We start from the raw sequence: 12,621 nt of genomic DNA on the forward strand, positions 1-12,621 counted from the left end.
AGCCGGCCATGCCCTCGCCGTGCAACGGCTGCGGCCAGCGGCTTGCCAGCCCACAAAAAAGAACGGAATGCCGCTCCACCAGGCTGAGCGGCATTCCGTAGGCATGCATCCGCGTGGATGGCGAACATGCTGGCCCATGTCCGCACTTGCTTTGTAGCCTGCCCTGGCGGCGCTGGCAAGTGAGCAGACTCCCGTAGAAGCTATCGAAAAAGGAGCAACTAGCGCTTTTGGAGTCTCATTTTCCAAGCCAAATCGCAGGAAGGAATGCGACGCCCGATACCGCAGGCATCCAGACTCTTTGACATTTGCGGGCGCCTTTGGCGCCGCAAAGTGCGATTCAGAGCGGCCCGCCGCCCTCGCCCGGCAGCTGCCGCTGCGAGCGCGCCACCGACATCAGCACGCCCAGAGCCAGCCCCAGCGTGACCATGGCCGTGCCGCCATAGCTGATGAAGGGCAGCGGCACGCCGACCACGGGCAGGATGCCGCTGACCATGCCCATGTTCACGAAGGCATAGGTGAAGAAGATCATGGCCACGGCTGCCGCCATGAGTCGCGCGAACAGCGAGTTGGCCTGGATGGCGATGGCCAGCCCGCGCCAGACCAGCAGCAGGAAGGAGACGATGATGAACAGGTTGCCAACCAGTCCGAACTCCTCGGAATAGGCCGCGAAGATGAAGTCGGTCGTGCGCTCGGGGATGAACTCCAGGTGGGTCTGTGTGCCCGCCATGAAGCCCTTGCCCCAGACGCCGCCCGAACCGATGGCGATCATCCCCTGGATGATGTGGAATCCCTTGCCCAGCGGATCGCGCGTGGGGTCCAGCAGGGTGCAGACACGGGTTTGCTGGTATTCATGCAGCACAGGCCAGCGCACGCCGTCGGCGCACAGCTGGGGCTCGTACAGCACGATGAGCGTGATGCCGATGGCGCCGGCCAGCACGGGCGGCACGATGAGTTTCCAGGGCAGGCCCGCGAAAAAGATCACGGACAGGCCTGCGGCCATCACCAGCAGCGAGGTGCCCAGGTCAGGCTGCTTCATGATCAGCCCCACGGGCACCAGGAGCAGGACCATGGCGATCACGAAGTCCGTGCCGCGCAGCTGGCCCTCGCGGCGCTGAAACCACCAGGCCAGCATCAGCGGCGTGGCGATCTTCAGCAGTTCGCTGGGCTGGATCACCACGCCCACGTTGACCCAGCGCTGCGCCCCCTTCTTGGTGATGCCGAACAGCGCCACCGCCACCAGCAACGCCACGCCCAGCATGTACAGCGGCACGGCCACCTTCATGAGCTGCTGCGGGGGAATCTGGGCCACGACAAAGAGGATGGCCGCCGCGATCAGCATGTTGCGCCCATGGTCGGTGAAGCGCGTGCCGTGGTCGAAGCCCGAGGAGTACATGGCGATCAGCCCCGCCGACGCCAGCATGCCCACGAACAGCAGCAACCAGAAGTCAAAGCCCCGCAGCAGCGGGGCAACACGTTGCCAGAGGGAGGGCTTGTCGAATTCGGTCACGGGGATGGTCGGTCGCGGGCACGGGCCGCCATTATCCCGTGGCGCATGCGGCCCAGCCCGGCGCAGGGTTGCCCACGGAGGCGGTTGTCATCCAGCTGTCGGCCCGGGCCTTCCCTGCTGGGCGCCGCCTGCCGCAGCGGCCACAATGGGCCATGAGCCGTCCGGGCCGCATCCCGCGCCCGGCCCCAGCAACGCAAAGGAGAGCGCCCGCCATGACCACCACCCATTTGCTGTACCTGCACGGCTTTCGCTCCTCTCCCCAATCCAACAAGGCCCGGCGCCTGGCCGAGCATGTGGCCACGCGCCATCCCCATGTGCGCTGGTGGAGCCCGCAACTGCCCCCTTCCCCGCGCGAGGCGGCTGCCCTGATTGCCGATGGCATCGGCAGCTGGCCGCGCGAGACCATGGCCGTGATCGGCTCCTCGCTGGGCGGCTACTACGCCAGCTGGGTGGCCCAGCTGGCGCGCTGCCGCAGCGTGATGATCAACCCGGCCGTCAACCCGGCGCGCGATCTTGAAAAGTACATCGGCGAGCAGACTTCCTGGCACAACCCGGAGGAGCGTTTCTTCTTCCGCCGCGAATACATCGAGGAGCTGCGCGCGCTGGACACGCGCCACATGACACCGGCCGCCCCCGAAATGCTGCTGGCGGCCGAGGGCGACGAGGTGCTGGACTGGCGCGAGATGAGCGCACGTTATCCGCATGCGCTGCAGATCATCCAGGAGGGCGGCGATCACGCGCTGAGCAACTTCGAGGAGTACTTGCCTCAGCTGGACGAGTTCCTGAATCTGGCCTGATGCCGCGCAAGACTGCGCGGCAGCTGCCAGCCGCAGCATGGGAGAATGTCGGGCTATGCACGCATTGTTTGAAGAATCCGGCAAGTTCCTGGCCGGCCGCATCCTCTCCGAAGCCGACACCTCCGCCCAGGTGGAGCTGGACTCGGGCAAACGGGTCAAGGTCAAGTCGGCCAACATCCTGCTCAAGTTCGACAAGCCGGCGCCTGCCGAACTGATCGCCCAGGCGCAGGCGCAGGCCGCCCAGATCGATCTGGACCTGGCCTGGGAATTCGCCCCCGAGGAGGAATTCGGCTTTGCCGACCTTGCACGCGACTATTTCTCGGACAAGGCCACGCTGGCCGAGCAGGCCGGCGCGCTGTTCCGCCTCTACGACGCCCCGCACTACTTCCGCCGTTCCGGCAAGGGCCGCTTCAAGAAGGCGCCGGCCGAGATCCTGCAGCAGGCGCTGGCCGGCATAGAAAAGAAAAAGCAGATCCAGGCCCAGATCACGGCCTGGGCCGAGCAACTGGGCGCCGGCGAATGCCCCGGCCCCATCCGCGAGCAGCTCTACAAGATCCTGTTCCGCCCCGACAAGAACGCCGCCGAATACAAGGCCGTGGTCGAGGCCAGCCGCGCCACGCGCCTGGCCCCGCTGGACCTGCTGCACAGGGCCGGCGCCATTGAATCGGCCTACGAGTTCCACTGGAAGCGCTTCCTGTTCGACCACTTCCCCAAGGGCACGCAGTTCCCGGCCCTGCAGGCACCCCAGCCACCGGCCGACCTGCCGCTGGCCGAGGTCCAGGCGTTTTCCATCGATGACTCGGCCACCACCGAAATCGACGATGCGCTGTCGGTGCGCGGCCTGGGCACGGGCACGGTCACCGTGGGTATCCACATTGCCGCGCCCGGTCTGGCCATCGTGCCGGGCACGCCGCTGGACCAGCTCGGCCGCTCGCGCCTGTCCACCGTCTACATGCCCGGCTACAAGATCACCATGCTGCCCGACGAGGTGGTGCAGATCTACACGCTGGACGAAGGCCGCGCCAACCCCGCCGTGTCGCTGTACGTCACCGTGGACGAGGCCACGCTGGAGACCACGGCCAGCGAGACGCGCCTGGAGCGCGTGCCCGTGCAGGTCAACTTCCGCCATGACAAGCTGGACCACATCGTCACCGAGCAGTGGCTGGCCGACCCCTCCTTCGAGGTCGAGGGCACGCCCGAAGTGCTGCAAGGCAAGCGCGCCGAACTGACGTTCCTGCAGCGCTGGGCCAAGCACCTGAAGGCCGGGCGCGAACTGGTGCGCGGCAAGCCCGAGAACTTCAACCGCCCCGACTACAACTTCCGCCTCGTGGGCAACGGCGGCGCCGAGCCCCGCGGCAACGAGCAGGTGGAGATCAGCGTGCGCAAGCGCGGCGCGCCGCTGGACCTGATCGTGGCCGAGGCCGCCATCGTGGCCAACAGCACCTGGGGCGGCTGGATGGCCGAGCTCGGCGTGCCCGGCATCTACCGCAGCCAGGCCAGCCTGGCGCCCGGCATCAAGGTGCGCATGTCCACCAAGGCGCAGCCCCATGCAGGCATCGGCGTCAAGAGCTACGCCTGGGCCACCTCGCCGCTGCGCCGCTACGTGGACCTGGTCAACCAGTGGCAGATCATTGCCTGCGCGCGCCACGGCAAGACCGCCGCCCTGGCCGCACCGTTCAAGCCCAAGGATGCCGAGCTGTTCGGCATCATCAGCAGCTTCGACGGTGCCTACAGCGCCTACAACGGCTACCAGGCCGGCATGGAACGGTTCTGGACGCTCAAGTATCTGCAGCAGCACGCCATCACCGAGCTGACGGCCACCGTCATCAAGGAAGGCATGGGCGGCGGCCTGCTGGTTCGTGCCGATGACCTGCCCCTGGTCTTCCCCGTGCTGGGCGTCACCGGCCTGCCGCGCGGCGCCCATGTGCGCGTGCGCCTGGGCGAGATCGACGAGATCGCGCTCGATGTCTCGGGCACGCTGATCGAGCGCCTGGATGGCGATGCGGCGGCCGCTGCCGATGGCGCCGAAGACAGCGCCGAGGATGACGAGGAAGCCGTGGCCGGCCCCATCGCCATCGCCGTGGACATGAACGAGACCGATGGCACACCGGCGGCCGACCCCGCCCAGCCCTGACCTGCCTCACATCCGAGCAACTGCCCCAGATCTGACGTGAAACTGCCTACCGCCCTCCGTTCCCTGAGCACGCTGCAGTTGGCACTGGGCGTTTCCATCGCCCTGCATGCCGGGTTGTTCTCGTTCCGGTTCATCGACCCGGAGCGCTTCGACCGTGTGTTCCAGGACACGCCGCTGGAAGTCATCCTGGTCAATGCCCGCGCCAACGAGCAGCCCGACAAGGCGCAGGCCATCGCGCAGACCTCGCTGGCCGGAGGCGGCGAGGCCGACAAGGGCCGGGCCTCCAGCCCCATGCCCTACTCGGCACTCACGGCCGTGGGCGACGACTTCGAGGAACGCCAGCGCCAGATCGACTCCATGCAGGAGCAGCAGACCGTCTTGCTGACGCAGTTGCGCAAGCAGGTCGCGGCCCTGCCGCCGCTGGACCCGCGCGAGGCGGCCAAGCAGACCAAGGAGCAGCAGGCCCAGCAGGAAAAGCGCCAGCAGCTGGTAAAGCTGCTGGCCGAGATCGAAAAGCGCATCAACGAGGAAAACGCCCGCCCCAAGAAGCGCTATATCAGCCCGTCCACGCGCGAGGCCGTCTACGCCATCTACTACGACGGCCTGCGCCGCAAGGTCGAGGACAAGGGCACGGAGAACTTCCCCGAGCAGGCCGGCAAGAAGCTCTACGGCGAGCTGGTCATGATCCTCACCGTCAACCACGACGGGCGGGTGCTGTCCACCGAGATCGTGCAGGGCTCGGGCAACCGCCTGCTGGACACCCGGGCCGAGGCCATTGCGCGTGCGGCCGGCCCCTTCGGCCATTTCGGCCCCGCCATGCGCGCCAAGGCCGACCAGATCGCCGTGGTCTCGCGCTTCAAGTTCACCCGCGAGCAGACGCTGCAGACGACGGTGCAGTAGCGCCCTCCTCTTGTCTTCGCGCACTCTCCTTTTCCGACATGACTTCCGCCGCCGCCGCCGCCACCTCCTCCTCCGACCGCTACTGCGTCATGGGCAACCCCGTCGCGCACAGCCGTTCGCCCTGGATCCATGCCCGCTTTGCCGAACTGTGCGGGCAGGACCTGCACTACGAGCGCCAGCATGTGGAGCTGCAAGGCTTTGCCGAGGCCGTGCGCGGCTTTGTCGCGGCAGGCGGGCGCGGCTGCAATGTCACCGTGCCCTTCAAGCTGGAAGCAGCACAGCTGGCCACCACCTCCAGCGAGCGCGTGCAACTGGCCGGCGCCGCCAACACCCTGGTGCTGGCGGCGGACGGCATCCATGCCGACAACACCGACGGCCTGGGCCTGGTGGCCGACATCGTGCGCAATGCGGGCGTGCCGCTGGCCGGGCGCGACCTGCTGCTGCTGGGCGCGGGAGGCGCCGCAGCCGGCGCACTGGGCTCGCTGCTTGCCGAGCGCCCGCGCCGCATCGCCGTGGTCAACCGCACCTTCGAGCGCGCCCAGGCCCTGGTGCAGCGCCATGCCGCCATCGCCGCGCACCATGGCGTGGAACTGGTGGCGCTGGAGCAGCAGGCCGTGGATGAGGATTTCGACGTGGTCATCAACGCCACCGCCAGCAGCCTGGCCGGTGCCGAGGTGCCCGTGCCGGCCCGCGTGCTGCGGCCTGGCAGCCTGGCCTACGACATGATGTACGGCGCCGCAGCCCAGGGCTTCCTGCAATGGGCCGAGCACCATGGCGCCCAGGCCCGCGACGGGCTGGGCATGCTGGTGGAGCAGGCGGCCGAATCGTTCGCGCTGTGGCGCGGCGTGCGCCCCCCGTCGGCCCAGGTGCTGAACGAGCTGCGCGCCCATATTGCTCAAGGCGGCTGAGCGCTTTATGAAATCCCTGGCACGCGCCCTGCTGCTGGTGCTGTGCGCCGGCCTGCTGCTGCAGCTGTTCTTTGTGCTGCGCATTGCGCTGATGGTGGTGGTCGATCCTGAATCCACGGCCTTTCAGCGCTCCGAGGCCTGGCAGATGCTGCGCAGCTCCGAAGGCCTGCACTGGAGCCAGCAATGGCTGCCCTACGACCGCATCGCGCCCACGCTCAAGCGCGCCGTCATCGCCTCCGAAGATGACAGCTTCACCGAACACCACGGGGTGCAATGGGAGGCCATCGAGAAGGCCTGGCAGCGCAACCAGCGCGCCGAAGCCCGTGCCCAGAAGGCAGACAACGGCAAGGCTCCCAAGATCTACGGCGGCTCCACCATCACCCAGCAGCTGGCCAAGAACCTGCTGCTGTCGGGCGAACGCAGCCTGCTGCGCAAGGGGCAGGAACTGGTGCTGACCCAGCTGCTGGAACTGATGCTGAGCAAGCAGCGCATCCTGGAGATCTACCTCAACAGCGTGGAATGGGGCCAGGGCGTGTTTGGCGCGGAGGCTGCAGCCCGCCACTACTTCCGCAAGAGCGCCTCACAGCTCAGCGCGGCCGAGGCCGCACGCCTGGCCGTGATGCTGCCTCAGCCCAAGCGCTTCGAGAAGCTGCCCAACTCCGGCTATCTGCTGCAGCGCACGCGCACGGTCATGCAAAGAATGCCCAGCGCCGTCATCCCCTGAACGGCTACAGTCACGCCATGCGCATTCTTGGAATAGACCCCGGGCTGCAGACCACGGGATTCGGCGTGATCGACGTCGACGGCCACCGCCTGGCCTATGTGGCCAGCGGCACCATCCGCACCACCGGCATCGCGCTCGGCGACCTGCCGGGCCGGCTCAAGCTGCTGTTCGACGGCATCTCGGAAGTTGCCAGCCGCTACCAGCCCGACACCTCGGCCGTGGAAATCGTCTTCGTCAACGTCAACCCCCAGTCCACGCTGCTGCTGGGCCAGGCGCGCGGCGCCGCGCTCACGGCCCTGGTCAATGCGGGCCTGCCGGTCGCCGAATACACGGCGCTGCAGATGAAAAAGGCCATGACCGGCCACGGCCGCGCGGCCAAGAGCCAGATTCAGGAAATGGTGCGCCGCCTGCTGCAACTGCCCGGCCTGCCCGGCACCGACGCAGCCGACGCCCTGGGCCTGGCCATCACCCACGCCCATGCGGGCGCCGCCATGTCGAAGATGGCCGAGGTCACGCAGCTGCAGCGCCGCCAGCATGCCGTCTACAAGGGCGGAAGAGTGTATTGAGGCGCCTCGGAGCACTGCGCTCCGTCTCCCGCGAGACCGTGAGCAGGCTCTAAGGATGATGCGGCGCCGATCCTCAGCTTCATCCACTGCGCGATCCGTGGATATACGTCGGACTGCGCGTTGCCCGCCATCAACAGCCGGCTGTGACTGTAGTCCTCCTGAAAACAGGTGGCCTTGCCGCACAGCAGGAATTCGATGTCCTTACCTCCAAAAGCCCTGGCTAGAGCTTCGCACCCCTGCCAAGGGGCGATCACACGGTCGGCAGATCCCGCAAGCGCCAGAACGGGAATACGAACCTCGGTTAGCCTGCGCAAATAGTCCATGCCGTCATAACCGACGAATTTGCGCTGCAGGTTCCAATAGCACCACTGGCGCATCAGGCGGGCGCTTTCCCTCTCGGGACCGACCATGCCGCTCGCGGTAAGCCATTGTCTGCGGGCAATCCAGGCCCTGTAGCCCTTGATTGCAGCCCACGACGCAAAAGTTGCCGCCGCATGGGTCACCTGGGCGGCAAGCAGCACTAGGCCAGCCAGATACGCATGCGCCCGATCGGGCCGACGCGCAGCCCAGATGGCAGCGGCAATACCTCCACCGCTATGCCCTATGAGCGTCAAGCGCCGCCCCTCCTCTTGACGATGAATCTCACCGAGAGCGCTTTCAATGTCCTCTTCGGCCACCGTTTCTAAGTCGTAGTCGTGGGTGGTTGGCGGATTCAGCCCATGCCCGCGCCAATCAAACAGCCAAACGCCATAACCTTGTAAAGCGAGGAATCTACCTAGTCTCTTGCATGAGGTGACGTTAGAAAACGTGCCATGCGTCACGGCCACCACTGGCCCCTCCGAAGGGCCGATGCGCGTCAGCACGATGACATGGCCATCCCTGGTCGGTACATAGATTTTCTGCATGCGCCGTCAACCTTTTGAAATCTGGATGAAGCGCTTGCCTTCAGCCTGAATTGCATCGCGGCCCATACGCATCTCCTGCAAGCGGGCATGCGAGAACAATGATTGAATCATCGGAATCAAGAACCGCCCCAGACCCACCATGCGAATGGTAGACTCAGATTTCTCTATCCATTGCCGTGCATCCAGTTCATCCCATATGGGCGCATAGTCTTGGACTACCTCCGTACCAAATGCCTGCTCATAGGTAGTCCGATCAATCTTCATAGTCTGCAATTGTTGAAATATATAGACCAAACGAAGATCCTCCGGCGTATATTCGAAGTATTTTTCTACTGGCAAAATACCAGCATCAATGCATTCGAAGTAGCCCTGCATTGAGCGCTTGTTCATCTGTATCCAGTTTGGCCCGCCTTCATTTGGCCAAGTCATGCAGCCACTGATGGCCGCATAGCCGATGCCGACCATGTTGCAGGTCACCGCCATCACACCCTCGGTATCCTTTTGAAGAAATTCGCGAAGCTGCTGCTCATATTGATAGCGCTCGGCATTTTCATGCGAAAATCTCCCCGCCTCACTTTCGATGCGCTCCCAATCGTAAAGCGTTGCCTGACGGAAGCCACGCGATCCCAGATAGCTGCAAGCAGCTTCATACATCTCGTACGTATTCTCGAACGAGGGCAACAGATCTCGCTGCTGTCGGCTGAAATCACTTCGACCAGCGATATTGAGTTGATATAGCGTGATATGGCGCACACCGAGATCGCAGACTTCACGAAGATCGCGCAACATGTCATGCAAGGTTTGCTCAGGCCAGCCATAAATGAGGTCTACGTTGACGGAAAGGCGTGCAGCATTGAACTCTTCCAGGGCGCTGATCACCTGCTCATGGGTCTGCCTTCGACCACTGTATCGAATGAGCCTGTCGCTCATCTGCTGCACCCCCATGCTGACTCTGTTGAAACCCGCCTCTTTTATGGCTTGAACCTTGTCATGGTTGAAAAGTTGGGGAATACCTTCAAGCGTTCGCTCCACGCCTTCCGACGGTTCACCAAAAATACGCCTAGTGATATTCATTAGCCGAATATAGTCCTCGGCGTGCAACAAATTTGGAGTGCCTCCCCCCACATAAACAGATGAAAACCTATCATGGCGAAGATGACACGCCATCATCTGCGCCTCTTTCTCCAGATAATCGAGATATTTCAACATGGCGCCATTCCCGCCATAGTCCTGCGTGGGGAATAGACAGAAACCGCAATGATTTGGTGTAGTAGGGAGGCAATAAGGTATGCCTATATAGAAATTGGCATTCATTGAACGGGTATTGCTTGATTCTCTGCGCGCCTCCCAACGATCATTTTCTTCCCCATTCGAGCCCCTCCAATACAACGGACTCGGGTGGGCATGCAACACCTTGTTGCTCTGAGGACGTCTCATTTCTTCATTAATGAATCGATGGGCCTGCTCTCGGGTAATACAGCTGATATGCATGAAGTCTCCTTTAGCATTTTTTGCCCCGGCAGGCACTTGCCACAAGCGCCCGCCAGGTACCAAAAAGCTAAAAGATTCATGAGAATCGATAAATAGGACAGCTCTGAAAATATGAAGAAAAAGATCAGATATATCCTATTGAGCCCCACGCGTACTACGGTCTGGGTGTTTTCACCAAGCCTTGCCGAGTAGCTGAAGCCTGGAATCCGCTCAAGGTCTCAGACGATGCGTCCAAAGAACAGCACGGCGAAGAAGGTCACGCCGGCAATCACGGTCCACTTGAGGATGATGAAGCCCCAGCGCTTGTAGTGCGGTCGGCCAGTGCCCAGGTAGAACGCGAAGGAGACGGCCGAGGCCAGCAGCAGCAGGGTGGCCAGCCAGCGGAAGATCAGCATGGCGGCGCTCGCCTCACCAGGCCCGCGCGGGCTGGGCGAAGCCCTTGGGCGCCTGGCGCTCGCTGTCGAAGCTGACCAGTTCCCAGGCGTCAGGCTGGGCCAGCAGGGCACGCAGCAACTGGTTGTTCATGCCGTGGCCCGAGCGGAAGGCGCTGTAGGCGGCCAGCAGCGGCCTGCCGATCAGGTACAGGTCGCCGATGGCGTCGAGGATCTTGTGCTTGGCGAACTCGTCGTCGTAGCGCAGGCCGTCGCTGTTGAGCACCTTGTAGTCGTCCATGACGATGGCGTTGTCCATGCCGCCGCCCAGCGCCAGGCCATGACTGCGCAGCATTTCCACGTCCTTGGTGAAGCCGAAGGTGCGCGCGCGTGCGATGTCGCGCGTATAGTTGTCCTCGCCCATGTCGAACTCCACGCACTGGCCCGTGGAGTCCACGGCCGGATGGGCGAAGTCGATCTCGAAGCGCAGCTTGAAGCCGTGGTAGGGGTCGAAGCGCGCCCACTTGAGGTTCTGGCCCTCGCCCTCACGCACCTCGACGGGGCGGATGACGCGGATGAAGCGCTTGGGAGCCTTTTGCAGCTCGATGCCCGCGCTTTGCAGCAGGAACACGAAGGAGGCGGAGGAGCCGTCGAGGATGGGCACTTCCTCGGCGGTGATGTCTATATAGATGTTGTCGAGCCCGAGGCCGGCAATGGCCGACATCAGGTGCTCCACGGTATGCACCTTGGCGCCGCCGGTGCCGATGGTGGAGGCCATGCGCGTGTCGGTGACGGCTTCGGCCGAGATCGGGATGTCCACAGGCTCCGGCAGGTCCACGCGACGGAACACGATGCCGGTGTCGGGCTGCGCGGGTCGCAGCGTCAACTCGACGCGCTGGCCGCTGTGCAGGCCCACGCCAACGGCACGGGTGATCGTCTTGATGGTGCGTTGTTGGAGCATCCGGCTATTTTAGAACGCGGCAGCCGTGCGCAGGGCATGGCCCTGGCACGGCTTTCGCTATCACGGCTATGCAGCGACCGTATGGGCCGCTGCTCAGTCAGCCTGCTTGCGCAGGAAGGCCGGGATTTCCAGATCGTCCATGCCGCCGGAGGCCAGGGCATCGACGCGGGCAGCGGCCTGCGTGCGGTTGGTACGCCAGACGCTGGGGACCGACATGTTGTTGGCATAGTCGGCGCCGCCAGCGGCACCGCCGACCAGGCCGCCGGCTGCCGTGGCGGCACCCATGGAGGCCGAGGGCAGCTGGTAGCTCATGTTGTCGGTACCGGTGCGCAGACCGCCCTGCACCACCTGCATGTTCTGGCGGCGTGCGCTGGGGCGCGACAGGCCGGTGGCGACCACGGTGACGCGGATCTCGTCGCCCAGGGTGTCGTCGTAGGCGGCGCCGTAGATCACATGCGCATCGGGCGAGGCATAGGCATTGATGGTGCTCATGGCCAGGCGCGACTCGGACAGCTTGAGGCTGCCCTTGGCGGCCGTGACCAGCACCAGCACGCCCTTGGCGCCCGACAGGTCGATGCCCTCCAGCAGCGGGCAGGCCACGGCCTGCTCGGCGGCGATGCGCGCGCGGTCGGGGCCGGCGGCCTTGGCCGTGCCCATCATGGCCTTGCCGGGCTCGCCCATGACGGTGCGCACGTCTTCGAAGTCGACGTTCACATGGCCGTACTCGTTGATGATTTCGGCGATGCCGCCCACGGCGTTCTTGAGAACGTCGTTGGCATGGGCAAAGGCCTCGTCCTGCGAGATGTCGTCACCCAGCACGTCCAGCAGCTTCTCGTTGAGCACGACGATCAGCGAATCGACATTGGCTTCGAGCTCGTTGAGGCCGCTGTCGGCGTTGGCCATGCGTCGGCCGCCTTCCCACTCGAAGGGCTTGGTGACCACGCCCACGGTGAGAATGCCCATTTCCTTGGCCACGCGCGCGATCACGGGCGCAGCGCCCGTGCCCGTGCCGCCGCCCATGCCGGCCGTGATGAACAGCATGTGCGCGCCTTCGATGGCGGTGCGGATGTCGTCCTCGGCCATTTCGGCAGCCTCGCGGCCCTTGTCGGGCTTGCTGCCCGCGCCCAGGCCGCTGCCACCGAGCTGGATGGTGCGGTGGGCGCTGCTGCGCAGCAGCGCCTGCGCGTCGGTGTTGGCGCAGACGAATTCCACACCCTGCACGTTGCGCGCAATCATGTGCTCGACGGCATTGCCGCCGCCGCCGCCAACGCCGATCACCTTGATCTGCGTACCCTGGTTGAATTCTTCAACTTCAATCATGTCGATGGGCATGTTGGTTCTCCTGTAGCTCTCTGTA

At 64.5% G+C, this 12,621-nt stretch carries 12 protein-coding genes; 6 read left to right on the forward strand and 6 right to left on the reverse strand.

The window, feature by feature from the left end; all coding sequences use genetic code 11:
* Positions 1-337 precede the first annotated feature (337 nt).
* Positions 338-1,507 (reverse strand): rod shape-determining protein RodA, encoded by a 1,170-nt coding sequence (gene rodA, locus IB269_RS11425; RefSeq protein WP_013804102.1) that lies wholly within the window; start codon positions 1,505-1,507, stop codon positions 338-340.
* Between the two features lie 212 nt (positions 1,508-1,719).
* On the opposite strand from rodA, the gene IB269_RS11430 reads away from it, so the two are divergent.
* Genes IB269_RS11430 through ruvC form a run of 6 tightly spaced genes read left to right on the forward strand, consistent with a single transcriptional unit; the run spans position 1,720 to position 7,536 of the window.
* Positions 1,720-2,304 carry a YqiA/YcfP family alpha/beta fold hydrolase gene (locus IB269_RS11430; RefSeq protein ID WP_012203415.1) on the forward strand — a complete coding sequence of 195 codons (585 nt, stop codon included), beginning with the start codon at positions 1,720-1,722 and terminating at the stop codon, positions 2,302-2,304.
* Between the two features lie 55 nt (positions 2,305-2,359).
* On the forward strand, positions 2,360-4,438 hold the full coding sequence (locus IB269_RS11435; RefSeq protein WP_012203414.1) for a ribonuclease catalytic domain-containing protein: 2,079 nt from the start codon (positions 2,360-2,362) through the stop codon (positions 4,436-4,438).
* 36 nt (positions 4,439-4,474) lie between these two features.
* The gene (locus IB269_RS11440) at positions 4,475-5,338 is read left to right on the forward strand and encodes an energy transducer TonB (RefSeq protein ID WP_012203413.1); all 864 of its coding nucleotides are present in this window, start codon (positions 4,475-4,477) and stop codon (positions 5,336-5,338) included.
* A gap of 38 nt (positions 5,339-5,376) precedes the next feature.
* A complete protein-coding gene (aroE, locus tag IB269_RS11445; protein WP_192367198.1) occupies positions 5,377-6,246 on the forward strand; it encodes a shikimate dehydrogenase in 870 nt (289 codons plus the stop codon).
* Between the two features lie 7 nt (positions 6,247-6,253).
* The gene (mtgA, locus tag IB269_RS11450; protein WP_012203411.1) at positions 6,254-6,970 is read left to right on the forward strand and encodes a monofunctional biosynthetic peptidoglycan transglycosylase; all 717 of its coding nucleotides are present in this window, start codon (positions 6,254-6,256) and stop codon (positions 6,968-6,970) included.
* A 17-nt stretch (positions 6,971-6,987) separates the two neighbouring features.
* Positions 6,988-7,536: a crossover junction endodeoxyribonuclease RuvC gene (gene ruvC, locus IB269_RS11455; RefSeq protein ID WP_012203410.1), complete on the forward strand. Its 549-nt coding sequence runs from the start codon at positions 6,988-6,990 to the stop codon at positions 7,534-7,536.
* Here the strand turns inward: ruvC and IB269_RS11460 are convergent.
* The 5 genes from IB269_RS11460 to ftsZ all read right to left on the reverse strand — a co-directional run bounded on the left by IB269_RS11460 (position 7,512) and on the right by ftsZ (position 12,596).
* A complete protein-coding gene (locus tag IB269_RS11460; protein ID WP_012203409.1) occupies positions 7,512-8,441 on the reverse strand; it encodes an alpha/beta fold hydrolase in 930 nt (309 codons plus the stop codon). The two genes, ruvC and IB269_RS11460, sit on opposite strands and share 25 nt — an antisense overlap.
* 6 nt (positions 8,442-8,447) lie before the next feature.
* Positions 8,448-9,755: a coproporphyrinogen-III oxidase family protein gene (locus IB269_RS11465; RefSeq protein ID WP_192367531.1), complete on the reverse strand. Its 1,308-nt coding sequence runs from the start codon at positions 9,753-9,755 to the stop codon at positions 8,448-8,450.
* 395 nt (positions 9,756-10,150) lie between these two features.
* On the reverse strand, positions 10,151-10,327 hold the full coding sequence (locus IB269_RS11470; protein WP_012203407.1) for a hypothetical protein: 177 nt from the start codon (positions 10,325-10,327) through the stop codon (positions 10,151-10,153).
* A 13-nt stretch (positions 10,328-10,340) separates the two neighbouring features.
* Entirely contained in the window at positions 10,341-11,264 is a 924-nt protein-coding gene (gene lpxC, locus IB269_RS11475) for a UDP-3-O-acyl-N-acetylglucosamine deacetylase (RefSeq protein WP_012203406.1), read from the reverse strand.
* 93 nt (positions 11,265-11,357) lie between these two features.
* A complete protein-coding gene (gene ftsZ / locus IB269_RS11480) occupies positions 11,358-12,596 on the reverse strand; it encodes a cell division protein FtsZ (protein ID WP_012203405.1) in 1,239 nt (412 codons plus the stop codon).
* Positions 12,597-12,621 lie beyond the last annotated feature (25 nt).

This window comes from Delftia sp. DLF01, assembly GCF_014852125.1.
In the GTDB taxonomy this organism is placed as follows: Bacteria; Pseudomonadota; Gammaproteobacteria; order Burkholderiales; family Burkholderiaceae_C; genus Comamonas; species Comamonas acidovorans.